The sequence below is a fragment of the Hyphomicrobiales bacterium genome, assembly GCA_039989895.1.
Taxonomy (GTDB): Bacteria; Pseudomonadota; Alphaproteobacteria; order Rhizobiales; family JACESI01; genus JACESI01.
In genome coordinates this window covers 181801-207718 of record JBDXGY010000004.1, presented here as the reverse complement: position 1 = coordinate 207718, position 25918 = coordinate 181801, and the positions used below count along the sequence as shown (strand labels likewise).

Annotated in this window: 21 protein-coding genes; 13 read left to right on the top strand and 8 right to left on the bottom strand. The window is 48.3% G+C overall.

The window, feature by feature from the left end; all coding sequences use genetic code 11:
* Positions 1-350: 350 nt before the first annotated feature.
* Positions 351-2996 (bottom strand): excinuclease ABC subunit UvrB, encoded by a 2646-nt coding sequence (uvrB, locus tag ABJ081_04305; protein ID MEP6355884.1) that lies wholly within the window; start codon positions 2994-2996, stop codon positions 351-353.
* Positions 2997-3159: 163 nt separating this feature from the next.
* Here uvrB and ABJ081_04300 point away from each other — a divergent pair, with 163 nt between their 5' ends.
* Complete coding sequence (locus ABJ081_04300) at positions 3160-3993, top strand: DUF4105 domain-containing protein (protein ID MEP6355883.1); 834 nt, start codon at positions 3160-3162, stop codon at positions 3991-3993.
* 54 nt (positions 3994-4047) lie between these two features.
* On the opposite strand, the gene ABJ081_04295 is transcribed toward ABJ081_04300, so the two are convergent.
* The gene (locus tag ABJ081_04295; GenBank protein MEP6355882.1) at positions 4048-4572 is read right to left on the bottom strand and encodes a DUF1499 domain-containing protein; all 525 of its coding nucleotides are present in this window, start codon (positions 4570-4572) and stop codon (positions 4048-4050) included.
* Positions 4573-4616: 44 nt separating this feature from the next.
* Positions 4617-5777, bottom strand: a complete 1161-nt coding sequence (locus ABJ081_04290; GenBank protein ID MEP6355881.1) for a PQQ-dependent sugar dehydrogenase — start codon at positions 5775-5777, stop codon at positions 4617-4619.
* Between the two features lie 240 nt (positions 5778-6017).
* Between ABJ081_04290 and ABJ081_04285 the strand changes: the two genes are divergently transcribed.
* From ABJ081_04285 to msrP, 3 genes are all read left to right on the top strand, one after another.
* Entirely contained in the window at positions 6018-7220 is a 1203-nt protein-coding gene (locus ABJ081_04285) for a pyridoxal phosphate-dependent aminotransferase (GenBank protein MEP6355880.1), read from the top strand.
* A gap of 9 nt (positions 7221-7229) precedes the next feature.
* Positions 7230-7667 (top strand): GNAT family N-acetyltransferase, encoded by a 438-nt coding sequence (locus tag ABJ081_04280; GenBank protein ID MEP6355879.1) that lies wholly within the window; start codon positions 7230-7232, stop codon positions 7665-7667.
* Positions 7668-7811: 144 nt separating this feature from the next.
* Complete coding sequence (gene msrP, locus ABJ081_04275) at positions 7812-8831, top strand: protein-methionine-sulfoxide reductase catalytic subunit MsrP (protein MEP6355878.1); 1020 nt, start codon at positions 7812-7814, stop codon at positions 8829-8831.
* Positions 8832-8937: 106 nt separating this feature from the next.
* On the opposite strand, the gene ABJ081_04270 is transcribed toward msrP, so the two are convergent.
* The 4 genes from ABJ081_04270 to carB all read right to left on the bottom strand — a co-directional run bounded on the left by ABJ081_04270 (position 8938) and on the right by carB (position 15061).
* Entirely contained in the window at positions 8938-9828 is an 891-nt protein-coding gene (locus ABJ081_04270) for a LysR family transcriptional regulator (GenBank protein ID MEP6355877.1), read from the bottom strand.
* A 21-nt stretch (positions 9829-9849) separates the two neighbouring features.
* Positions 9850-10812 carry a thioredoxin-disulfide reductase gene (gene trxB, locus ABJ081_04265; GenBank protein MEP6355876.1) on the bottom strand — a complete coding sequence of 321 codons (963 nt, stop codon included), beginning with the start codon at positions 10810-10812 and terminating at the stop codon, positions 9850-9852.
* 321 nt (positions 10813-11133) lie between these two features.
* Entirely contained in the window at positions 11134-11610 is a 477-nt protein-coding gene (gene greA, locus ABJ081_04260; GenBank protein MEP6355875.1) for a transcription elongation factor GreA, read from the bottom strand.
* Positions 11611-11653: 43 nt separating this feature from the next.
* Positions 11654-15061, bottom strand: a complete 3408-nt coding sequence (gene carB / locus ABJ081_04255) for a carbamoyl-phosphate synthase large subunit (GenBank protein ID MEP6355874.1) — start codon at positions 15059-15061, stop codon at positions 11654-11656.
* A gap of 377 nt (positions 15062-15438) precedes the next feature.
* Here carB and ABJ081_04250 point away from each other — a divergent pair, with 377 nt between their 5' ends.
* Entirely contained in the window at positions 15439-16374 is a 936-nt protein-coding gene (locus ABJ081_04250) for a neutral zinc metallopeptidase (protein ID MEP6355873.1), read from the top strand.
* 50 nt (positions 16375-16424) lie between these two features.
* Entirely contained in the window at positions 16425-16928 is a 504-nt protein-coding gene (locus tag ABJ081_04245) for a DUF2937 family protein (GenBank protein MEP6355872.1), read from the top strand.
* A 438-nt stretch (positions 16929-17366) separates the two neighbouring features.
* On the opposite strand, the gene carA is transcribed toward ABJ081_04245, so the two are convergent.
* The gene (gene carA, locus ABJ081_04240; protein MEP6355871.1) at positions 17367-18566 is read right to left on the bottom strand and encodes a glutamine-hydrolyzing carbamoyl-phosphate synthase small subunit; all 1200 of its coding nucleotides are present in this window, start codon (positions 18564-18566) and stop codon (positions 17367-17369) included.
* Positions 18567-18872: 306 nt separating this feature from the next.
* Here carA and ABJ081_04235 point away from each other — a divergent pair, with 306 nt between their 5' ends.
* From ABJ081_04235 to ABJ081_04205, 7 genes are all read left to right on the top strand, one after another.
* Positions 18873-19322 carry a GatB/YqeY domain-containing protein gene (locus ABJ081_04235; GenBank protein MEP6355870.1) on the top strand — a complete coding sequence of 150 codons (450 nt, stop codon included), beginning with the start codon at positions 18873-18875 and terminating at the stop codon, positions 19320-19322.
* Between the two features lie 7 nt (positions 19323-19329).
* The gene (locus ABJ081_04230) at positions 19330-19776 is read left to right on the top strand and encodes a hypothetical protein (GenBank protein MEP6355869.1); all 447 of its coding nucleotides are present in this window, start codon (positions 19330-19332) and stop codon (positions 19774-19776) included.
* 113 nt (positions 19777-19889) lie between these two features.
* Positions 19890-21869, top strand: a complete 1980-nt coding sequence (gene dnaG / locus ABJ081_04225) for a DNA primase (protein ID MEP6355868.1) — start codon at positions 19890-19892, stop codon at positions 21867-21869.
* A gap of 303 nt (positions 21870-22172) precedes the next feature.
* A complete protein-coding gene (rpoD, locus tag ABJ081_04220; GenBank protein MEP6355867.1) occupies positions 22173-24149 on the top strand; it encodes an RNA polymerase sigma factor RpoD in 1977 nt (658 codons plus the stop codon).
* A 37-nt stretch (positions 24150-24186) separates the two neighbouring features.
* Positions 24187-24480: an HlyU family transcriptional regulator gene (locus ABJ081_04215; protein MEP6355866.1), complete on the top strand. Its 294-nt coding sequence runs from the start codon at positions 24187-24189 to the stop codon at positions 24478-24480.
* 142 nt (positions 24481-24622) lie between these two features.
* On the top strand, positions 24623-25102 hold the full coding sequence (locus ABJ081_04210) for a TerB family tellurite resistance protein (GenBank protein ID MEP6355865.1): 480 nt from the start codon (positions 24623-24625) through the stop codon (positions 25100-25102).
* Positions 25103-25274: 172 nt separating this feature from the next.
* A complete protein-coding gene (locus ABJ081_04205) occupies positions 25275-25805 on the top strand; it encodes a hypothetical protein (GenBank protein ID MEP6355864.1) in 531 nt (176 codons plus the stop codon).
* The last annotated feature ends 113 nt before the right edge of the window (positions 25806-25918 follow it).

The window sequence follows — 25918 nt, the reverse complement described above, 5'->3', positions numbered from 1 at the left end:
CCTTGTTAAACAGTTAGGTAACAATGAAGCAGATGTAAGGGGGCATGACGCGTGTGTGATCAGGGTTGATGAGGGGGAATGTGTGCGTTTGTGATCGCACTCACGGTCGAACCGGCGCTAAAGCGCCTGACCTGCGTGGGCGCGCCGGATAACCGGCGGCTCGGCCTTGCCTCGCAATCGGGCCTATGGCCGATTAGGGTGCCTGACTGATCTATCCGTATACCCCATTCAATCGGCCATAGGGCCGATTGCGAGCGAAGAGCGAGCCGTCGCTTGACGACGCACATGTGTAGGCGTTGGCGTAGCCAACTGCCGTGAACTCAAACAAACAGACGCAAACCCGACCTTACTCACCGTCTTCCTCGTTTGCCGCCGCGTTGTCCTGCTCTCCCACCGGAACTTCTTGCCCGCTTCTCCTTCGCGGGATCTTTCCTATCCCCCTGATAGCCACCTGATCGATCATCGACTGCTGCCTGCCTTGCCATGGGGTCGTCGGCCAGCATGAGCTCGGTTTCTTGCAGGCGTTTGATTTCATCGCGCAGGCGGGCGGCTTCTTCAAAGTCTAGATCGGTGGCTGCCGCGTGCATGTCTTTCTCTAACGTCTCGATATGTTTTTCCAAATTGTGGCCGACCAGTGCGCCCTCGTCAGCAAAGCCTGCATCTGGCGTGACATGGTCGCCTTCATAAACACTGCCCAGAATATCACCGATGTTTTTCTTGATGCTTTCCGGTGTGATGTTGTGGGCTTCATTATAGGCGATTTGTTTTTCACGCCGTCGCGCGGTCTCGCTCATGGCGCGTTCCATCGAGCCGGTGATCTTGTCGGCATAAAGCACGACGCGGCCATCGACGTTTCGAGCGGCGCGGCCAATGGTTTGTACGAGAGAGGTTTCTGAGCGCAAAAAGCCTTCTTTGTCTGCATCCAATATTGCGACGAGCGCGCATTCGGGGATATCAAGCCCCTCGCGCAAAAGATTAATGCCTATCAGCACATCAAAGGCGCCAAGGCGTAAATCGCGCAGGATTTCCATGCGCTCCAGCGTGTCGATGTCTGAGTGCATATAGCGCACGCGTACGCCTGCCTCATGCAAATATTCGGTGAGGTCTTCCGACATGCGTTTGGTTAGCGTCGTGACGAGTGTGCGATAGCCTTTGGCCGTGGTTTCGCGGATTTCACCCAACACATCATCGACCTGAGAGGTGGCGGGGCGCACTTCGACGGGAGGGTCGGTGAGGCCGGTTGGGCGAATGACTTGTTCGGTGAAGACGCCGCCGGTTTCGTTCATCTCCCAAGGGCCGGGTGTGGCCGAGACATGGACCGTTTGCGGACGCATGGCTTCCCATTCTTCAAAGCGCATGGGGCGATTGTCCATGCAGCTTGGTAAGCGGAAACCATATTCCGCAAGTGTGGCTTTGCGCCGGAAGTCACCTCTGTACATGCCGCCGATTTGCGGGATGGTGACATGGCTCTCATCAACAAAGACCAGCGCATTATCGGGCAGATATTCAAACAGGGTGGGCGGAGGCTCACCCGGTTTGCGGCCTGTCAGATAGCGTGAATAATTTTCAATGCTTGGACAAGAGCCCGTCGCTTCTAACATTTCAAGATCAAAACGGGTGCGCTGTTCCAGCCGCTGCGCTTCAAGAAGGCGTCCGGCGTTGTTCAACTCATCAAGGCGTAGGATGAGTTCGGCCTTGATGCTCTTCATCGCTTGGTTGAGCGTTGGGCGCGGGGTGACATAGTGCGAATTGGCGTAAAGGCGGACGAATTCTTTGTCGTCGGTTTTTTGCCCTGTCAGCGGGTCGAATTCGGTGATCTGTTCGACCTCGTCGCCAAACAGCGAGACCCGCCATGCGCGGTCTTCATAGTGGGCGGGGAAGATGTCTATTGTGTCGCCTTTAACGCGGAAATTACCGCGCACGAATGCGGCGTCATTGCGCTTATATTGGAGCGCCACGAGATCAGCCAGAAGCTGGCGCTGGTCGATGCGGTCGCCAAGCTTGATGTCAAAGGTCATCGCCGTATAGGTCTCGACCGAGCCAATACCATAGATGCAGGAGACGGAGGCAACGATGATGCAATCGTCGCGCTCTAGTAGCGCGCGGGTGGCGGCGTGGCGCATGCGGTCAATCTGTTCGTTGATTGAACTTTCTTTCTCGATATAGGTGTCGGAGCGCGGGACATAGGCTTCGGGTTGATAGTAGTCATAATAGGAGACGAAATATTCAACCGCATTATCGGGGAAGAAACTTTTGAACTCACCGTAAAGCTGGGCGGCTAGTGTTTTGTTGGGTGCGAGGATGAGGGCGGGGCGCTGGGTTTCTTCAATGACCTTGGCAACGGTAAAAGTTTTGCCTGAGCCGGTCACGCCAAGCAACACCTGATCGCGCTCGCTTTGCTCTGTGATGCCTTCAACAAGTTCGGCAATGGCGGTTGGTTGATCGCCTTTTGGTTCGAAATCGCTTTCAATGGCGAATTTATGACCACCCTCTGTCTTATCAGGGCGGAGAGGGCGATGGGGTATCCAGACATCGCCTTTCATCTCTTCGCGGCCATGTTCGATGAGGTCGGAGAGAGCTTGAACCGTGGCCGTGGCGCCTGATGTTGTGGTTAGATTTTCGGCTTCTTCTAATGATACATCAAGGCCGGATACGGGGTTTAACCCACCAGCTGTGCGCTCTCTAGCTGTGGCTATTCCGCCCATCGAAGTGCGGCGTGCTGTGTTCAGGGCTTTGGGTTTTTTATTGCTCTTTTTCACGGGCACTTGTTTGTCCGTGCCTGGCCCCATGTCATCAAGAGTCGGTTTTTTTACGCGAGATGAAGGAGAGGGTGCAGGCACGGGTGATGATGCAGCAGCGTCTTCGGTGATTTCATCTGCCCAATCAGAAATAGATGATGAGCCTATATCCACGGGCGCACCGTCAAAAGCAGCCTGTGGTGCTTCGCCAAAGCCTTCATTCTTATGCTTATCTGATTTGCGCTTATTATCCGTCATAGGGGCAATATGGCGTTTTCATTGACTGAGGCAAATGTTTATTTTTGCTTGGCCATTATATGCTCTCAATCATAACAGGTTTCTAGGAGGCTTCCCAATTATAGTCTATAGATAGGAGAGTGGGTGCGGACTCACGGTCTTTGTACTTTTTGGGTTGGCTTTTATGTTTCGAAAAACGATCTTTGCGATTTTGACTGTAGCTTTCGTTTGGGCCTGTTTTGTGGTTTTTAAAACACCACAGGCTGATCGAGATTGGGCGCCTGAGATGTCGCGCCTTTCTGGTGTGAGCGAAAAGGATAACATGGTTCACTTTGCCAACCTGCGCAATTGGACATGGCGGCGTGATGATGAGGCTGTTCGGTCATGGCAAACAGCGTCATTCGATTTTAGCAAAGTATCGGGCTTACGATTTTATATTGAGCCATTCCCAGCTTATCGCGGTATTGCCCATACGTTTCTAGTCTTTGAGTTTGAAGAAGAAAGTGGTTATGCGCCTATCGGTGTCTCGGTGGAGGCGCGGCGTGTTAACGGTGAGAAGTTCTCAGCTGTGGGCGGAATTTTCAATCGCTTCGAACTGATTTATATCTGGGGTACGGAAAAGGACTTGGTGTCGCAAAGCTGGAGTATCCGTGAGAGTCAGCGCGGATATCAACTCAATGTATCTGCTGAACAAGCGCAATATGTGTTTCGCGCGATGGTGAGAGACACAATCATGCTTGAAAAAATGCCACGGTTTTATAATTCACTCTTCCATAATTGTACAAGCGAACTTGCGAACTCCATCAATGAAAAAATACCGGATACTCTGCCATGGGATATATCTTATATTCTGACGGGGTTTACGGATAAATTTCTCGCAAAAAAAGGATTTATTGAGGGTGCTGTGAGCGACGAGGGCGTACTTCTTAAACAACAAAAACTGCATGATGCGGTTACTTCAGCAGCGGCTTTAACCCCGTTGGCTTTTTCTAAAGAAATAAGACAATCAGCTTTATGATTTAAGCGACACGGCCAGATGCTTGCCTGTGTGACAGACTAGGGTATGGCCAAGCTATTTGTTGCGATCTGTCTCTTGTGAAATGAGCTTGTCCAATTCCGCCAGCCACTTTTGTGCACGCAGTCTATTTGTATCGAGATCGAAATAGCCAAGTTGTGAGCGTGAATAAAGGGCAAAAGTGGAGCCATTATCGGTGGGGAAAAAGGCAACACTAACCGTATCTGGAAACTTAAAAAAAGGTGTGCGGACAATGAAGCGTAAGACATTGTCACTGTTCTCTACGATTTCGATGTTGTCTGTACCAATCGTAGCAATGAACCGTAGTTTCAATGTCACGGCATCTACCTGATAATTTTTGGCTTTTTGATCCGACGGTTCAAGAGTGCACACACTTGGCGGACAGATGAGATGTTGGTTTGGCTTTGGTGATTTTGTCAAGCGTGCAAAGTTGGTAGGGCCCAAATCTGGTGACCCTGCGAGGCGCTGCCAAAAGGATTCTGGGGAATGAAAGAAAATAGCAATTGGCACTACAACAGTCACACCGAGTGCGGCCCATAGTATTTTCTTGATGCGGCTCATAGTTGTAAAAGACCTTTTAGGTGACTCTTTATTATTATTTTTGTCTAGCCTGCTGGTACAAGCTTTAAAAGCATGCCTTCATCATCGTCTATTAATAGATAGATCGCACCATCAGGGCCATTATTAACATCCCTTATACGTCCATAAGCGCCTGCAAGTAAACGCTCTTCACTAACTATCTTGCCTCCTTGCATTTTGAGTCTTGACAACATTTGAAATTTTAAGGACCCGACGAGTAAATCGCCATTCCACTTTTCGAATGCTTCGCCTTGATAAAATGCCAAGCCAGACGGTGCAATTGATGGGTCCCAGAAGTGACGCGGTTGCTCTAGGCCTTGCTTTGTTGTGCCTTCGCCGATTTTCAATCCTGAATAGTGACGGCCATATGAAATGATCGGCCAACCATAGTTTTTAGCAGCTTGAGGTCTGTTGATTTCATCGCCGCCCCGTGCCCCGTGCTCTACAGTCCAGATGTCACCTGTTTTGGGATGAATAGCAGCGCCTTGCATGTTGCGATGGCCGATGGACCAGATTTCTGGCAGGGCTTTTGTCCCATTAGCAAAGGGATTGTCTGGTGGGATACTTCCATCCTTGTTGATGCGAATGAGTGAACCGGCATGATCAAACGGATCTTGCGCGCGTTTTCCTTTTCCTCGATCACCATGAGTCACAAACAAGGTGCCATCTTTGGCGAAGACTAGCCGCGAACCGAAATGCAAGCCAGAACGGGTTTTGTTTTTTTGTCGGTAAATGACAGTCATATTTTCAAATATCTGCCCATTGAACTTACCTCGAGCCACTGCTGTGCCTGCCCCCTTTTTGCCGGGTTCAGAAAAAGACAGGTAGACATAGTTGTTCGATGAGAAATCGGGATCTATGGCAACATCAAGTAATCCGCCTTGTCCTTTGGAGGTTACTTTGGGAACCCCTTTTATAGGCTTTGTAAGCACACCATTGTTCAAGTGCCGCATTGTGCCGCCGCGCTCTGTAATCAACATGGAACCATCAGGCAGAAATTCCATACCCCACGGCGTGTTGAGTTTATTGGTTAAGACCTCAACCTTGATTTTATAATCTTGCGATGGGTGTATCTGTGGCTCTTGCGCATAGGCTGGCTGGTGCATGAATAATGGAAGGATGAGTGCCAATATTACGGCGCTCATGCGTTCGCGTGTGTGCCGTTTTATATATGCGGCTAACAACATGTGTTTCTCCATGGTGGTGTTTATGGCATTTGATTTAGACAATATTGTGCCGTTCTCATATTCTGGCTGTGATTGGCCAGCATTTTTGTTCTTATAAAATTAGGCGTTTCGCTCACATGATTTTTTAACTCTATACATCAGAGAAAATGATGGAAACTATGTTTTTACAGGCTTGTATTCAAGCTACTTCAGGCGTAGGGTCCGCGCGGATTAAATCATGATATATTGGAGACCCTCGTCATGGCCTTTCTTTCGGACACTCTTTCACGTGTGAAGCCTTCTGCAACGATTGCTGTGTCAGCTAAAGCGCGTGAGTTGAAAGCTGAAGGGCGTGATATCATTGGCCTTGGCGCTGGTGAGCCGGACTTTGATACACCTGATAACATCAAGGCGGCAGCTATTGATGCAATTAATCGGGGTGAGACGAAATATACGCCTGTGCCTGGTATCATTGAGTTGCGTGAGGCGATTGTCGCGAAATATAAGCGCGAGAACGGTCTCGACTATACCGCCGATCAGGTGATTGTTGGCACGGGCGGCAAGCAGATTTTGTTTAATGCCTTTGCGGCCACTTTGAACCCCGGTGATGAGGTTATTATTCCCACACCTTATTGGGTGAGCTATCCTGATATGGTTCTCCTTAATGGTGGTGAACCGGTTTTTGCCGAAGCAAGGATTGAAGATAACTTCAAACTCAGCGCTGCTACATTGGAAGCTGCTATCACGCCAAAAACCAAATGGTTGATTTTTAACTCTCCATCAAACCCATCAGGGGCGGCTTATAGTCATGATGAATTAAAAGCGCTGACAGATGTTTTGTTGAAGCATCCTCATGTGTGGATTTTAACCGACGATATGTATGAGCATCTTTGTTATGACGGTTTCAAATTTGCAACACCGGCAGAAGTTGAACCAAAGCTTTATGACCGCACGCTGACCATGAATGGTGTCTCAAAAGCCTATGCTATGACAGGTTGGCGTATTGGTTATGCAGCCGGCCCCATTGAACTGATTAAGGGCATGACAAAGGTGCAAGGTCAGTCAACATCTGGTGCTTGTTCGGTAGCGCAATGGGCGGCAGTTGAAGCACTGAACGGGACACAGGACTTTATCCCAGAACGTCGTGATGCTTTTGAACAGCGTCGTAATCTCGTGGTTTCTATGCTCAATCAGGCAAAAGGAATTGAATGCCCGATGCCTGAAGGCGCGTTTTATGTTTATCCGTCATGTAAGTCTTGCATCGGCAAGACGACAGAAAGTGGCAAGATAATTGAAACGGACGAGGATTTTGTAACCGAGCTTTTGGAACAAGAAGGCGTTGCGGTGGTGCATGGGTCGGCTTTTGGTCTTGGTCCAAACTTCCGTATTTCCTATGCGACTTCGACAGAAGCGCTGACGGAAGCTTGTGAGCGTATTCAGCGTTTTTGTAATTCAATACGCTAGAGGCTTGTTTTGACGCTTCGCTTTGAGGTTGGCAAGGAGGCGGCAATGATTGTCCGCGCTCATGCCATTCGTCAGGAGGTTTTTGTTGTTGAGCAAGCAATTGACCCATCGATTGAATGGGACGCGCTGGATGATGGGGCGTTTCATTTTATTGCGGTTGATGAGAAAACGGGTCGTGATATTGGTACAGCTCGGGCACAGATCTATGATGACATCATCAAACTACAGCGCATCGCTATTTTAAAAGAAATGCGCGGGCGTAACGTAGGCTTTGATCTTGTGAATTTTATGCTGTCATGGGGGCGAAAACAGGCAAATATTAGCAATGCTAAGCTCGATGCTCAGAGTTATGCAGTTCCTTTTTATGAAAAGATCGGCTTTGTGGCTTATGGTGAACAATATGAGGAAGCGGAGATTCCGCATCGGCATATGCAGCGGCCTTTATGAAAGTGTTCACGTGTTCGTAACGTAATGTTGATTAAACTTTCCACTAAATGTTGTCGCTGTTGGGCGCTTGTTCAGTTTCCTCGACGTATATTATAATGAATAAAGAGCGTATTTTGACGCTTATACACTGTTGTGGAGATTGTTATGCTTATCAAAAAACCTCGCGGCTGGGAAATCCCTGAAAATCAGGCAACTCCTGAAAGTGACTATCTGAACCGCCGCCAGCTTGTGGCGGCTGGAGGCCTTGCTGCGGGTAGCCTCATACTTCCAGATCAAGCACAGGCTCAAAGCACAGTGGGTGACTGGATTGATTCAATTTTTGGAAGCGAAGAAACCGCGAGCGATGCAAAGCCGGATCCCACATTGAAATTTTATCCCATGCGTCGCAATCAGAAATACAAACTTGATCGTGAACTGACCCCGCAAGACGTGAATGAATCCTACAATAACTTTTATGAGTTTGGCTCTCACAAACGCATTGCCCGTGCAGCACAAGCTTTGCAGACACGGCCTTGGACCATCACCTTTGATGGCATGGTGGAAAAAGAACAAACGGTCGATATCGATACATTGATCCCTAAGATGAAACTCGAAGAACGGCTTTATCGCCATCGTTGTGTCGAGGCGTGGTCTATGACGATTCCTTGGTCTGGTTTTCAAATGTCTGAATTGATCAACTTTGCTAAACCTCTCTCGTCAGCAAAATATGTGCGTATGGAAACATTTCACGATCCAGAAATGGCTAGCGGTCAGCGCGCGACCTATCAGCCTTGGCCTTATGTTGAGGGCTTGACCATGGCAGAGGCCATGAATGAGCTGACATTCCTTGTAACGGGTACATATGGCAAGCCAATGGCCAAACAATTTGGGGCGCCGCTGCGTCTTGCTGTGCCATGGAAATATGGTTTCAAATCGATCAAGTCGCTTGTGAAATTTACATTCACGGATAAGCGCCCGGTTAGCTTTTGGGAATCATTGCAAGATGCAGAATATGGTTTCTGGGCGAATGTGAATCCGGAAGTCAATCACCGTCGCTGGAGCCAAGCACAAGAGCGCGTTTTGCAAACCGGCAACAAAGTGCCAACGCTCATGTTTAACGGCTATGGCGAGTATGTGGCTGATCTTTATAAAGATATTCCAAGCAGTGAGCGCCTTTATACATAAGATTTGAGCCGCAAACTTTCTTCATCATCATCCCAAGACTTGGTCTTGGGATGTGCATTTTGGTGCTGTCTATTTAGACCACAAGGTCAAGCCTTGGTTGAGCGCCTTAAAACGCCCATTTTTGTGCTTCGGATACGAGAAAATCTCGGAAGGCTTGAACGCGTGCGGATGAGCGCATGTCTTCAGTGTAGACGAAGTAGGAATCAAAGGACGGCACATCGCCAGTAACAGGAAGCTGCACAAGCCCTGGTTCTTTGTCGACAACATAATCAGGTAGCAAAGCAACGCCAACACCGCGTTGGGCCGCTTTTTTCATGGCTTGCAAATTATTGACGGTGAGGGTGGGCGTGCGTTCATTGCGCCCTTCCATATTGACGCGCAGCATCCAGTTTAGGTCTTTAAGGTGGTCTGGCGTTGGTCTCCCAAAGGCGACAATACGGTGTTTATCTATATCTTTGAGATCGGTAAAAGGACCGAAGCGTTTGAGATAATCTGCTGAGGCATAGAGGTGAAAATGGACCGTGAAAAGCTTGCGTTGAATGAGGTCAGGTTGTGTTGGTTGATGCAGGCGAATAGCAACATCTGATTCACGCTTATTGAGATCGAGTTCTGTATCAACCAATTGTAGTTGTAGGTCAATTTCCGGATAGAGATCAATAAAGTTATTGATCCGTGCGATAAGCCATGTGCTGCCAAGACCGACATTGGTGGTGACACGCAAGGTGCCTGTTGGCCGTTCCTTGCTATCTGTCAGCCGCATTTTAGCCGCTTCCAAATTCATGAAGACATCATGGGCAGTACGAAAAAGATCATCGCCTTGTTCTGTTAAAACAAGGCCACGGGCATGACGATTAAATAAAGTGACGCCAAGATCGTATTCAAGGGCACTGACTTGACGACTTACTGCTGACTGGCTGAGATTCAAGGTGTCACCAGCATGGGTAAAGCTACCTGCTTCTGCTGTGGCGTGAAAAATTCGCAGTTTATCCCAATCCATCTTTATGTGTCCCTAAAGTGGTTATTCTGCTGCTTCTTCGGCAAGTTTAGTTTCGTTCTCAGCGATAAATTTTTCTGCTTCAAGTGCTGCCATACAACCCAAACCCGCTGCCGTTACAGCTTGTCGATAAATATCGTCCGTCACATCGCCAGCTGCAAAAACGCCGGGAATATCTGTGGCGGTTGAGTCTGGGGCGGTCCAAAGATAGCCATTGTCGCGCATCTTCATTTTGTCTTTGAAAAGGCTAACTGCAGGTGCGTGGCCGATGGCTATGAAAACGCCGTCTATGTCGATTGCGCTGATTTCACCAGTTTTTGTGTTTTTGATATTAAGACCGGTCACCGAAGGTGGGATTTTCTGCTCGCCAGTAATCTCTTCAAGGGCGCTGTCCCACATCACTTCAATCTTTGGATTTGCAAATAAGCGTTCTTGTAAAATCTTTTCAGACCGCAATTCGTCACGACGATGAATAAGGATTACTTTCTCTGCGAGATTGGCAAGATAAAGCGCCTCTTCCACGGCTGTATTGCCGCCGCCGACAACGGCAACTTTTTTGTCACGATAGAAAAACCCATCGCAGGTAGCGCAAGCTGATACCCCAAAGCCCATAAACGTTTGTTCTGATGGAATGCCAAGCCATTTTGCTTTGGCGCCAGTTGCAATGATGACTGTATCAGCGGTGTAAGTCTCGCCGCTATCGCCTACAGCTTTGAAAGGGCGGCTTTGTGTATCAAAGCTGACAATTGTGTCACTTACCAGTTTGGTCCCGACATTTTCAGCTTGTGCTTTCATCTGTTCCATCAGCCATGGCCCTTGAATGGGATCGGCAAAGCCAGGATAGTTTTCAACTTCAGTGGTGATGGTCAGTTGGCCCCCTTGTTCTATGCCTGTCACAAGGACAGGCGCCAACATTGCGCGTGCTGCGTAAACAGCTGCTGTGTAACCAGCGGGGCCGGAGCCAATAATGAGGACTTTGGTGTGCATTGGTCAGCTCTTTATAATTGTTATCGTTTGTCTCGGTGATAATGCCTTTGTCATGGGCGTGGTCAAGCGCACTGGGGGACAAAACCCAATTGGCTGTGGATGTTGTTTGATAAATTGAGCTTTTGGGGGAATCCTACAAGGAACTATTGTTCAAAATAGCGTCTAATCTTAGATATTATTTCGGGCATGGCGTCCAAGGTCTGACCGTGAGCAGCAATCAGAGTTGTGTGGTGCGGCTTAATCAGGCCTTTCTCTTCAAGCTTTTCCTTGTATCTCTTGTCATATTGAATGCGAATGCAGGTTAATTAAGTGGGACGGGTCCTAGATATAATTCACTTCAAGGATTTCATAGGCTTTTGTGCCACCCGGCGCGGTTACTTCGATTGAATCACCGACTTCTTTGCCTATCATAGCGCGGGCGATGGGGGATGAGATGGAAATTTTTCCCAGTTTCAGATCCGATTCGAGATCACCAACAATTTGGTAGGTTTTTTCCTCGTCGGTATCTTCATCAACCAGTTTCACAGTTGCTCCAAATCTGATGATACTGCCCGTCATTTTTGAAGTATCAATTATTTCCGCACGGCCAAGTTTGTCCTCAAGCTCCATAATGCGACCTTCATTCATGCTCTGGGCTTCTTTAGCAGCATGATATTCGGCGTTTTCAGAAAGGTCACCATGGGCGCGCGCTTCTTCAATCTCGCTGATGATGCGTTGACGTATATTCTGCTGGCGATCTTTCAGTTCTTCTTCCAGCATTTTATAACCGCTAATGGTCATTGGTACTTTTTCGACCATTGGACTTCTCCTATTTTGTCTTTTGTGGGTAGATGATCAAAGCTTATGAGAAATAAGATTGTAACGAACGTACTTCGACGTCGTCATTGGCATATGCCTCAATACCTTGAGCAGCGGCTACCGAGCCCGAGAGTGTTGTGTAATACGGAACTTTATTTAGAAGAGCAGCCTGACGCAGTGAGCGACTATCTGCAAGTGCTTTTGAGCCTTCGGTCGTATTAAACACCAGTTGAATCTCACCATTTTTAATTGCATCGACCACGTGCGGGCGGCCTTCAAGCACTTTATTGATGCGCTTTGCGTCAATTCCGTGTTCTTGCAGATAAGACTGGGTGCCGCTCGTTGCGATGATTTTGAACCCTGTTTTTTGCAACAGTTTCATCGCATCGAGAATGAGCGGTTTGTCGTTTGAGCGTATAGAGACAAATACATTGCCAGACGTTGGCACATTGGCGCCGGCGCCAAGTTGTGATTTTGCAAAGGCGATCGGGAAGCTCTTATCAAGACCCATGACTTCGCCGGTTGAACGCATTTCGGGGCCAAGCACAGTGTCAACGCCTGGGAAGCGAGCAAACGGGAAGACCGCTTCTTTGACGGCAACATGGCTGAGTGGTTTATCGGAGAGATTGAAGCTTGCAAGTTTTTCACCAGCCATGATGCGGGCGGCTATTTTTGCAATAGATTCGCCAATCGTCTTGGCAACAAAAGGCACGGTGCGCGAGGCGCGTGGATTTACTTCGATGACGTATATTGTACCATCTTTGACCGCAAACTGGACGTTCATCAAGCCCCCCACTTTAAGGGCCAAGGCCATGGCGCGGGTTTGTTCTTTCAGTGCTTCAATGATGTCATCAGGCAATGAATGCGGCGGTAGCGAACAGGCGCTATCACCGGAGTGAATGCCAGCTTCTTCGATATGTTCCATAATGCCGCAGACAAAGGTATCTTCACCGTCGCATAGACAATCAACATCTATCTCAGTCGCATTGGTTAGATAGCTGTCGATCAAGACGGGTGTGTCACCTGAAACAATAACTGCCTCATTGATGTAGCGTTCAAAATGGGCATCATCCCGGACGATTTCCATGCCGCGCCCACCCAAAACATAAGAGGGACGAATGACGGCTGGATAGCCAATGCGATCGATAATGGTTTTCGCTTCATCGCGCGAACGGGCAATGCCGTTATTGGGTTGTTTGAGGTCAAGATCATTTAAAAGCGCTTGGAAGCGATCACGGTCTTCTGCCAGATCAATTGCATCTGGCGTGGTGCCGAGAATAGGAATGCCTGCGGCTTCTAGATCGTTCGCTAGCTTGAGCGGTGTTTGACCACCAAATTGCACGATGACGCCATGCAAGGTGCCGGCTTGTTGCTCTGTGCGCAAAACTTCCAGCACATCTTCCGTGGTCAGTGGTTCAAAATAAAGGCGATCTGATGTGTCGTAATCGGTCGAAACTGTTTCGGGATTACAGTTTATCATGATGGTCTCATAGCCAGCATCTGAGAGAGAGAAACAGGCATGACAACAACAATAATCGAACTCAATACCTTGGCCGATGCGGTTGGGTCCGCCGCCTAGGATCACAACCTTTTTGTGATCAGATGGATGCGCCTCTGAACGCACACTACCGGCAAAGGGAACCTCGTAAGTGGAATACATATAGGCGGTTGGCGAGGCGAATTCGGCAGCGCATGTATCGATGCGTTTATAGACGGGATGCACGTTGAAATTCTCGCGGTGCTTACGGGTATCCTCTTCTGTGATTGAGCATATTTTGGCAAGCCGTGCGTCAGAAAAGCCCATGGCTTTAACAGCGCGCATGGACTTTTCAGTTGTCGGCAGGCCGTGTTCGCGCAGTTTGTTTTCCATGTCTACAATATCGCGCATTTGCTCTAAGAACCATGGATCAATTTTGCAGAACGAGTGGATGAACTCATTATCCCATCCAAGACGCATGGCTTGGCCGACTTGCAACAGACGGTCGGGGGTTGGTGTGCCGAGTGCAGCGCGGATCGCGTCTTTTTCTTGACCCTCTCGGTAGCCTTCGATTTCAATGTCATCAAGACCATCAAGGCCAGTTTCAAGACCGCGCAGGGCTTTTTGTAAGCTCTCCGTAAAGGTGCGGCCAATTGCCATGACTTCACCAACAGATTTCATAGCTGTGGTGAGATTTGCTTTTGCACCGGGGAATTTTTCAAAGGCAAAGCGCGGAATTTTAGTAACCACATAATCGATGCTTGGCTCGAAGGATGCGGGTGTCGCGCCGCCGGTGATGTCATTATCAAGCTCATCGAGCGTATAGCCCACAGCAAGACGAGCGGCTACCTTGGCAATCGGGAAGCCGGTTGCTTTTGAGGCAAGCGCGGATGAGCGGGAAACGCGTGGGTTCATTTCAATGACGACGAGACGGCCATCAGCCGGGTTGACCGCGAATTGTACGTTTGAACCACCGGTTTCAACGCCGATTTCACGCAGAACTGCGATCGAGGCATTGCGCATCATTTGGTATTCTTTGTCGGTCAAAGTGAGGGCGGGCGCGACGGTGATACTGTCGCCAGTGTGTACGCCCATCGGGTCAATATTTTCAATTGAACAGATGATGATGCAATTGTCCGCTTTGTCGCGAACCACTTCCATCTCGAATTCTTTCCAACCAAGCACACTTTCTTCAACCAGAACTTCGTCTGTTGGGGATGCTTCAACGCCGGAGAGCACGAGATCATAAAGTTCTTCAAGCGTATAGGCGATGCCGCCGCCTTGACCGCCCATGGTGAAGCTTGGGCGTACGATGGCGGGAAGGCCAGTGATTTCACTCGCCTTCAAAGCTTGCATTTGAGCGGTGAGGCGGTGCTCTTCACGACGGTTGCGTTCGCCTTCAAGCCAGCGATCTTCGAAGGCTTTCAAGGTTTCTTCAATCTTATCTGAGGCGTCGTTTTGTCTTTCAACAGCCGCGCGGCGTTGCTCATATTCGTCTTCAAAGCGTTTTTTGAGGTCTGATGTGTTCACAAAAGCAGCGCGGGGTGTGTCGAGGCCGATTTTCTGCATGGCTGTGCGGAAGAGGTCGCGATCTTCGGCTTTGTCGATCGCTTCGGCAGTCGCGCCGATCATTTCGACGCCAAATTTTTCCAGCGTACCCATGCGACGCAAAGACAAGGCGCAGTTAAGCGCGGTTTGGCCGCCCATTGTTGGCAAAATAGCGTCGGGGCGTTCTTTCTCGATAATTTTGGCAACAATGTCTGGTGTGATCGGCTCAATATATGTTGCATCAGCCAATTCCGGATCTGTCATGATCGTGGCTGGATTGGAATTGACGAGAATAATTCGATAGCCTTCAGTCTTGAGAGCTTTGCAGGCCTGTGTTCCTGAATAATCAAACTCGCAAGCCTGACCGATCACAATAGGACCGGCACCGACGATGAGGATGGACTTTATATCTGTACGTTTTGGCATTAATAACTGCTCATTTAGCGTGTGTGTTTCGCAAAAAACCCGGACGCGGGAGAAGCGGCCGGGTGGCTTGTTCAAATTTTCTGGCTAAGGCCTTTCTATAGGCAAAGCTGTTCGAGTTGGAAAGAGGTATTTGACTGTAAATGATGATTTTCAAGCAGATAATCCACCGCAATCTCGCAATTGCTAAATAAATCCTATTATCGATAGGGAAAATTGCTTAGTTGACGCGCTTTGACTCACGATTCATTGGCTTTGTCATTTTTAGGTCTTTTTGGTTTTCTTAATGTCATTTGATGGGCTAGGTGGCATTTTTTGGCGACAAATCGCTGTGTGCTCGTTATAAATTGTTGTGTGAGTAGTAAATCAGAGGAAGTGATATGCGCTGGAAGGGTCGTAGACAGAGTTCTCAAGTCGAGGATGTTCGAGGCCGTGGCCGTATTAGTCGAGGCGGGCGCGGTGGTTTGAGACTACCAAGGGGTCGGCGCGGTGTGCGCCGTGCTGGTGGCGGGAGTACAATCGGACTGATTATCTTTGGGCTGATTGCTTATTTTGTATTTGGCATTAATCCGCTCACTTTACTTGGTGGCGGCGGAGGCACTGGTGGGCTTGATGGTCTTTTGAGTGGCGGTCAGCAACAAATACAGCAACAGCACACTGGCAGCCAAGTCGCTGATGATGAGATGAGCCAGTTTATGCGGGTTGTACTTGCGGATACGGAAGATGCTTGGGAACAAGCGTTTGCTGCCCGCAATGCCCAATATCAAAAGCCTGTTTTGCAGCTCTTCACTGGTCAAACGCGCTCTGCCTGCGGGGCTGCGACCTCAGCATCTGGTCCGTTTTATTGCCCAGCAGACAGCAAGGTCTATATTGATTTGAGTTTTTATGAGGAGCTTCGCCGTCGTTTTGAAGCACCCGGTGATTTTGCGCAGGCCTATGTGCTGGCGCATGAGGTGGGTCATCATGTGCAAAACCTGATCGGTGTTTTGCCAGAGTTCAACAAACGTCGTCGTTCCATGAGTAAAGCAGAAGAAAACGCGATGTCTATTCGTGTTGAGCTTCAGGCTGATTGTTTTGCGGGTATCTGGGCGAATTATGCGTCAGGTAAAGGTTACCTAGAAGCTGGCGATATTGATGAGGCTCTTAATGCTGCCACACAAATTGGCGATGATGCGATACAACGCCGTACGCAAGGCTATGTTGTGCCGGAAAGTTTCAATCATGGCACATCAGAACAACGAAAACGCTGGTTTGGCCGTGGCTATAAGACTGGTGAACTAGAGGCTTGTGATACGTTTAATTCAGCTCAGCTTTAGGTTTGTTTTGAGTTTTTGACCTAGAATTTGAACATGAAGAGGAATTTCATTTGTTCGGAAAATTGGTTGTGATCGTTATGGGCTTTGTGGGGGCTGCGCTATTTTGTCAGGCGCCTGAGATTGCTACGCAGTATCAACAACGTCTTGGCGGAGCAATCGATGAATTGCGCACAGTGATTGAGCGTTTTGATGCGGATGTTGCCAAAAACGGGCTAGACCGTACTTCCGCCTTGCAGCTTTATAATAAATCACCAGAGAAGTTTTTGCATGATCGGGGAGCTTCGATGAGTGTGGCGATTGAGCGATTTGATGCTTTACGCACACAAGAGGCGGCATTTAAAACCACGAGTGACCTCAACAAACCGATTTATGTCTTTCGCGAAGCGGATCAAAAAGTGCTTAAAGGTGTGCTGGATGATTATATGGTCGGTCTGCCAGCAACCTCAAGCGGTGCTGTTTACGGGTCTTTCGGGGCGCTGTTGGGCTTGTTGTTTGGCGGGCTTTTGTTGAAGTTATCGGGACTTGATACCCGCCGCAGCAGGCGTCAGGCCTAAGATTATCAACTTTTTGTTTTTTCGGACGAAACTAGATCATCTGCCTCGACCTGTTTCCTATGCGCTCTCTCGGATAGCCATGAACTGAACAGGGATACACAAAACGGCACACAATATGTCAGACCCATCGTTAAATAATTAATGTTCTCAAAAGTCCATATGGCGGACCATTGATTGATTAAATTAAGAATGGTGCCAACCACAACGGCAATATAGAAAGCGCGTAAAAACATGAGTGCCCTTTGTTCATCGTAACTTAGTGGGAAATCGTATACTTTTTTTAGAGCTCTTTCGACCCTGATTTTAGTGGGCCTGTAACAACGGCATCCCCGCGCTTTGATCGCGATGTAGATCAAATCTATGCGCAGCTGACATTTAAATATTAATTGAAAATGGCTGATGATATTATCATCGGCCATTTCATTTTCATCTCAGCTTTTAAGCCTTCTCATGTTCCGGCAAGAGAGCTTCCTTGCGGCGTGCGCGCATTAGGTTGACGAAGCGGCGGAAGAGGTAATGAGAATCTTGCGGGCCGGGGGAGGCTTCGGGGTGATGTTGGACGGAGAACACCGGCTTGCCTTCTAGTTGCAGCCCGCAATTTGAACCATCAAACAGGGAGACATGGGTCTCTGTAACGCCATCAGGCAGGCTGTCGCTATCAACCGCGAAACCGTGGTTCATGGAGACGATTTCGACCTTGCTGGTCGTGTGGTCTTTTACTGGATGGTTTGCGCCATGGTGGCCTTGGTGCATTTTTGATGTCTTCGCGCCAAGGGCAAGACCCAGCATTTGGTGACCGAGACAAATGCCGAATGTTGGAATGTCGGCGGCAACAATCGCTTTGATTGTTGTAAGGGCGTAAGCGCCGGTTGCGGCGGGATCACCCGGGCCGTTTGATAAAAACACACCGTCTGGTTTGAGCGCCATTACTTCATCGGCAGTGGCGCTTGCGGGCAGGACGGTGACCTTGCAGCCAAGACCGGCCAAAAGGCGCAAGATGTTGCGTTTGACACCGAAATCGAGAGCCACAACATGATAAGGTGTGTCTGATGTTTTTTTGTAACCTTCATCCCATACCCATGGTGTTTCCGACCACTCGTAAGAATTTTCAGAAGTGACGGTTTTTGCTAAATCCGTTCCTTCTAATCCAGACCATTCGGACGCTTGTTTTTTAAGCGCATCGATGTCGAAATTGCCGTCGGCGTTATACGCGATGACTGCATTGGGCATGCCGTTTTCACGCACCAGATTGGTGAGCGCGCGGGTGTCGATGCCGCAAAGGCCGATGATATTTCGCGCTTTTAGCCATTGATCGAGGTGGCGGGTGGTGCGGTAGTTTGAAGGCTCTGTGATATCTGCTTTGATGACACAGCCACGCACGCCGCTTTGGCTGGCTTCATCCACTGTTTCCATGTCTTCGTCATTGGTGCCTACATTGCCGATGTGAGGAAAGGTGAAGGTGACGATTTGACCCGCATAAGAGGGATCGGTCAGAATTTCCTGATAACCGGTGATTGCGGTATTGAAACAGACTTCTGCGACGGCTGTTCCTTCTGCGCCAAGTCCCATGCCTTGAATGACGGTTCCATCAGCCAGCACCAAAAGTGCGGTTGGTGTTGGGTCTTGCCATACGCTCATAGTGTTTACCTCAATAGTGTGCCGGTATCAGTCAGTTCCAAATCTGACGTGTTATTCTGGTCGTGTTTCACCTTTATCGCCCCATTTGTTTGGGGGAAAGACCCTCATGTGAGGGTGCGAAAAGCGCGACGTTCCAGAGATCAAAAGTGTGATAAGAGAAAGAAATTCGCACGTCAACTTTTTGATAAAATATAAAATTAAATAATATCAATGACTTACAAAAATTAAACTGGTTGCCTGTGGAAACAGCCCTCATTAATATCGGTGAAGTTTAATTCTACAGTCAAACAAAGTGAGCATTAGCGTATGCGTGATGAAATTTCATCGGCCCTAAAATCGGCTATGCAAGACCGCAATAAATGCGAAATCAACACCCTTCGATTGATTACAGCAGCGATTAAAGATCGTGATATCTCGCAACGAAATGGCGGCGATGGACGTATCAGCGATGAGGAAATTCTCGAGGTGCTCTCCAAAATGGTGAAGCAGCGAGAGGAGTCAGCTACGATTTATGAAGAGGCTGGGCGGCTAGAGCTGGCTGAAGGTGAGCGCGAGGAGATTACAGTCATCCAGCGCTTTTTACCCAAACAAATGGACCCGGATGAAACAAAGACCGCATGTCATAACGCGATATCAAGCTGTGGTGCAGAAGGATTGCGGGATATGGGTAAGGTGATGGGTGAGCTGAAAGGCAAATATCCAGGACAAATGGATTTTGGTAAGGCATCTAGTTTTGTAAAAGAATTGCTCGGATAGGCCATTTATGGGGCTGTTGATACCGCTCGTTTGTTTTTTTATAGCCTTTGGGTCGCTTTGGCAGGCCTATCGGGATCCGCAGGTGCCGCTTCCTGCCTTGTCTCAAAATGCCACAGCACTGGTGTTTTTTGCTGTTTTCATTGGGCTAGGCTTCTTACTGATAGAGCAAATGTCCTTGTCCTCTCATGGAGGAAATGATTTTTACCTGATTGTGGGGTTTTGTTTCTGTTGGGCAGCTCTCAGCTTGTTGTGGGTTATACGCAAAATACCGCGTGATAGTGATAGCGAGACGCCTGTCACCTATGTGGTCAATGAATATGCCATTTTAGAAACGGATGATGAATCCCTTTTTGATATGCAGGTTATGCGCCCTTGGTACTTAGAACCGTTTGATTATGTCGACCGGTGCCTTTTGAAAATCGCCGGGCTTTGTTTATTGATCGAGATTCTTTGAACCAAACCAATTATACCCGTAATTCACAGTTAGATTCTTTAAATCACAACAAGCATTGATGGATTGCAAAATCTACTATGGCTCTTTCTTTAAAGTATCGGTAGATATTCACTATGGCGCGCTTTACTCCTCAGCTTTTGGATGACATCCGAGATAGACTGACGCTGTCTGACATTGTCGGGCGGCGGGTGAGCTATGACAAGCGCAAAAGCCAGCCGCAAAAGGGTGATTTTTGGGCTTGCTGTCCGTTTCATAATGAAAAGACACCGTCATTCCATGTGGATGACCGCAAGGGGATTTATCATTGCTTCGGTTGTGGGGTGCACGGGGATCATTTTCGTTTTCTGACAGAAAAAGAAGGCCTCTCCTTTCCTGAAGCGGTAGAGCAGCTTGCTGATGAGGCAGGGGTTGAACTGCCAAAATCTGATCCGCGCATGATTGAGCAGGAGAAAAAGCGAGCATCCCTTTATGATGTGACAGCACTGGCGCAGCAGTATTTTCTTGAGCAACTGCAAGACAAAGAGGGTGCGGCGGCGCGTGGCTATTTGCAGCAGCGCGGACTGAGCTTGGAGACACAACGCCGCTTTGGAATAGGTTTTGCCCCGCGCAATCGCTCTGGCTTGAAGCAGTATCTAGCAGCCAAAGGGATTGAACACGGTCAGATGGTTGAGGCGGGCTTGGTGGTGGCGGGGCCTGATATTCCGGTATCATATGACAAATTCCGCGATCGCATCATGTTTCCGATCCTTGATCTGCGCGAAAGGGTGATTGCATTTGGTGGGCGGGCGATGTCAGCGGATAATCCGGCCAAATATATGAATTCACCTGAAACGCCTTTGTTTTCAAAGCGTTCTATCCTTTATAATGCCGCGAGTGCGCGTAAAGTTGCCTTTGATAAAGGCCGCATTATCGTGGTTGAAGGCTATATGGATGTGATTGCGCTTGCGCAGGCAGGGATCAATGAGGCTGTCGCGCCTTTGGGCACGGCTTTGACAGAGGATCAACTGCGGCTTTTGTGGAAGATGGCTGACGAGCCGATTTTGTGTTTTGACGGCGATGAAGCAGGTATTCGCGCAGCCAGCCGGTCTATCGATGTGGCCCTTCCTCAATTGGCACCAGGTAAAACCATTCAGTTTACAATGCTGCCAGACGGTCAGGATCCTGATGATCTTCTCAAGATTGATGGTGTTGACGCGATGGAGGATCTTTTGGGATCCGCGCGCTCGCTCTCCGATATGATTTGGGTGCGGGAGACTGAAAAAGGTGTTTACAATACACCAGAGCGTAAAGCGGCTCTAGAGGCTAAAATCTCAAGTCTTATCCGTTTGATTTCAGATCCGAATGTGCGTCGCTATTATGAGCAAGCTTTTCGTGAGCGCATGCAGGTATTCTTCAGGCCAAACAGTGGGGGGCGTGCTCACTCCTATGGTCGTGGTAATCAAAGGGGCAATCAAGGGGGCTACCGGTCGTCTTATGATGGTTCTTATCAAAATAAAGGACAGGCAGGCGGTCGGTTTGGCGTTGGCCAGCATTTGGGATCTCAAGTCAGCGAGGAATTGCGCAAAACCGCGCTGACAAGCCGTAACTATGGCCGTTTAAATACGCCACTGATTGCCCGCGAGCTTGTGTTGGTTGTTACGCTCTTGAACCATCCGGTATTGCTCGGTGATCACCTTGAAGACTTCGCGGAACTTAGCTTTAAGAACCCGTCTTTGAAGCGCATTCAAGGAGCGCTTATTGATTGTTACTCTGATGGGGAAGATATTTCGGCGGCTCAATTGCGTGAAAAAATGATGGAGCGGGGCTTGCTTGACGAGATTTTACACCTCGAAAATGCCCTCTTGAGCCTCCCATTTTGGCAAATTGGGGTAAATGCACCAGATTCTGTGGCAGAATGCGGCTGGAAACAAGCTCTGGCCTTGCATCACCGCGCACATACATTAAATAAAGAGTTGAGAGCAGCCGAGAGCGCTTACGCAAATGACGAAAGCGAATTAAATCTTGAAAGGCTGCTGGACGTGAATGCACAAATTGTCAATGTCGATGGGACTGATATTCTCATTGATAGTCTGGATACTATGTCGGCAGTATGAACCACTTTGAGAGAGTGAGCCATATCAATGATAATTATGAGCGTTATAAATTGGATTCTCACCAGTCTTGATGAATTGGGGCTGCGATGAGTACGGGTTATGGAGATCAGTTCGCGAACAGAGTTAATAGTGACTTAATACACATGAACTAAACACTAGGCGATGGGTTTTTAATCTGTCGCTACTGTGCGTTGTGGAGTGCATAAGTGCTGACTCATATTGGTGAATGAGAATAATTATGGAGAGTTGGCCTGATGGCAGCTCTAAGTGGACATCAGTCTGCGTTTCATTGGAGAAATTTTAATGGCAACTAAAGCGACGGCAAAAAAAGAAGCGTCCGAAAATCAAGCGGATACGCCTGAGGGCCCGTTACTTGACCTGAATAATGCTGAAGTCAAAAAGATGATTAAGGCTGCAAAAATGCGCGGCTATGTCACTTATGATCAACTCAACAAAGTCATGCCGTCGGATGAGGTTACTTCAGAGCAAATTGAAGACACTATGTCCATGTTGTCTGAGATGGGTATCAATGTGGTTGAGGATGACGAAGAGGAAACGGAGTCAGAAGGGGGCGAGCTTGTCGAGGCGACAAAATCATCTGCTGTCACGACAACCAAAAAGAAAGAGCCGACCGATAGAACCGACGACCCTGTGCGCATGTATTTGCGTGAGATGGGGTCTGTTGAGCTTTTGTCACGTGAGGGCGAAATTGCCATTGCCAAGCGTATTGAGGCTGGCCGTGAGGCAATGATTGCGGGTCTTTGTGAAAGCCCATTGACGTTTCAGGCGATTATTATCTGGCGCGATGAATTAGCGGAAGAGAAAATTCTGCTACGCGATATTATCGACCTTGAAGCTACTTATGCAGGCCCTGACGCAAAAAATGTTCCCTCTGCGCCCACAGAGGAAGAGAAAAAAGAAGAAGAAGAAAAGAAGGCTGAAGCTGAGAACGCGGAAAGCTTAGATGCAGATAATGACGATGAAGATGACGATGATGATGATATGGAAAACAGCATCTCTCTTGCTGCGATGGAAGCGGAGCTGAAGCCTGAAGTTGTTGAAAAATTTGATGACATCGCTTCCAATTATGCCAAATTACGCAAACTGCAAGATAAGTTGGTTGAGAGCAAACTAGCAGATAAAAAACAATCAAAAGCCGACGGCGGTAAGATGCAAGAACTGCGTGAGCAGATTGAAGCAGACGTGAAGTCGCTGTCCTTGAACCAACATCGTATCGAAGCGCTGGTTGAACAGCTTTATGATATCAACAAACGTCTGATCGGTTTTGAAGGTCGCCTGTTGCGGTTGGCTGAATCTTATGGCGTGAAACGTGAGCAATTCATTGAGCATTATCAAGGCTCAGAACTTGACCCAAACTGGCTTGATAAAATTACCGGTCTTAAAGGACGCGGCTGGAAAGAGTTTTCAAGTTCTGAACCAACCCGGATCGGTGACCTTCGCGGTGAGATCCAGATGCTGGCCTCTGAAACTGGTCTTGAAACCATTGAATTCCGTAAGATTGTGCACATGGTGCAAAAGGGCGAGCGCGAAGCGCGTCAAGCCAAGAAAGAAATGGTCGAAGCTAATCTGCGTCTCGTGATTTCGATTGCGAAGAAATACACAAACCGTGGCCTGCAATTCCTTGACCTCATTCAAGAGGGTAATATTGGTCTGATGAAAGCGGTTGATAAATTCGAATATCGTCGTGGTTATAAATTCTCGACCTATGCGACATGGTGGATCCGTCAGGCGATCACGCGTTCAATCGCTGACCAAGCGCGCACCATTCGTATTCCGGTGCATATGATTGAGACGATCAACAAGATTGTGCGCACCTCGCGCCAGATGCTGCATGAAATTGGCCGCGAACCAACGCCGGAAGAATTGTCATCGAAGCTTGCGATGCCTTTGGAAAAAGTACGCAAGGTTTTGAAAATTGCCAAAGAACCGATTTCGCTGGAAACGCCGATTGGCGATGAGGAAGACAGCCACTTGGGTGATTTCATCGAAGATAAAAACGCTATTTTGCCGATTGATGCGGCAATTCAGGGCAACCTTAGGGAGACAACAACCCGCGTGTTGGCTTCTCTTACCCCGCGTGAAGAGCGTGTTTTGCGGATGCGTTTTGGTATTGGCATGAACACAGACCACACGTTGGAAGAAGTTGGCCAGCAGTTTTCTGTGACCCGTGAGCGTATTCGTCAAATTGAGGCGAAAGCCTTGCGCAAACTCAAGCACCCAAGCCGTTCACGCAAGTTGCGTTCTTTCCTCGATAGCTGATAACGAATAAGCCGTTACCAGTTGAAAGGCTTTCGGTATGTCATTTTTAAAAAGGCTTTTTGGTGGCACGGATAGCAACACTCAAGGCGAAGGTTTTGGGAAGAATAGTTCTCCTAGTGTCTCTTACAAGGGTTATGAGATTGTAGCTAAGCCGAAAGCCGAGGGCGGGCAATTTCGTCTTGCAGGCAAGATCACTAAAGAGATTGACGGGACGCTCAAGGAACATTTTCTTGTTCGGGCGGACGTCTTTTCTAGTCTGGAAGAGGCCGTGCGGGCTACTGAAAGTAAAGCCAAATATTTAATCGATGAGCAAGGCGAGTATATTTTTTAGGGATAATACGCCCTATTAAGCCTGCGCATGATCTGTTCATGGTGCGTTAATAGACACTGTGTTTTTCTATTTAGACTTGAACTATCTTTGTTTATGGCGTTATTCCAACGCTTGTTGGTGAGTGAATATTTTGGGGGTGGGGATGTCTCTTGATATAGAAAATTTTTTGGATGCGTATGCAATCGCTGCACCGCAAATTTTTTCTCATTCACATTATAGAAGATCGTTAGCGCGTCTTGTTATGACTGTGCTGATGATGCGTGAAGATCGAAAAATCAGAACACAAGAAATAGAGCTTATTAAGAAAATAGCCCGTGCAAAATTCGACCTTGATGAAAAAAATGGTCAGGCTTTATGTGATGAGCTTTGTGCGGATAATGAGCACGAGCCGAGCCTTGATGAGCTGGTCGCCTATATTAAAGAAAATTCAACACCCATTGAGTGCGCTGATTGTATTCGTGAAATGTGGGAAATCGCGGTGTGTGATAACGAGCTTCATGTTTGTGAAAATAAATTTGCGCAACGATGCGGCAAATTGCTAGGCGTCGATATGGATGAAGTTACTTGGTTGAAAGAACTTGCCGTTGTCGTCCATTCAGATGATGGTAACGCGGCTTCTTAGATAACTTCTGCATTTATTACTCTTTTCTATATCTCCTCACATTTCAATAACGGATTATTTAATGATCGGTGATTGGAATTTTGTTTTCTCATTCCTACCTGTTGTTTGTAATTGAGCCGCAATGTTCTGCGGTTACTGCTTCCTCCCATGTTTTATATTTAAGGAACATCATATGCTAACAGCAACTTTGGACCGGCCTGTCTCCGGTATTTCGATTAAACAAATTCTTATAACAGCACTCATTGCGGGCGCGGTTTCTCTGACTGTTTGGGAAATTTGGGCCAAAGTCTTTGCACCTTTTTATATGGGCGGTTCTTTGTCGCCGGTCGGTCTGGTTAAATCATCGCTCGGCATTGGCAAGGAGACCTTTGCAGCTTTAGGTGCTGCTAAATCCGGTGCGGTAGGCACTGCCGTGGCCAATGGCGTTCATCTTCTCACTGGCCTGATTGCCTTTCCGCTCGGCTATATTATTGGTGCGCGCCCGATCTCACGCGCTGTGATGCCGCAATTGCCTTGGTTTGTGACAGGGGCGGTTTATGGCGTCGCGCTTTATGTGTTTGCTATGTATATTATGGCGCATTTATTCGCAGGCTTCCCACCGTTCTTCGGTTTCAACGCGCTTTCACAAGCATCCCTCATTGGTCATACGCTGCTTGGTATTTCCATTGCCGGTGTTGTTGAAGCACGTGATGGCGCTGCTTAAAACGCGAGATATTTTCAAGTCTAACAAAAACCCCGCATGGTGCGCCCAGCGGGGTTTTTTATTTCGGGGTTAGTTTGCCCCAACACCCGCATCGCATTTGCATCACCTCTTGA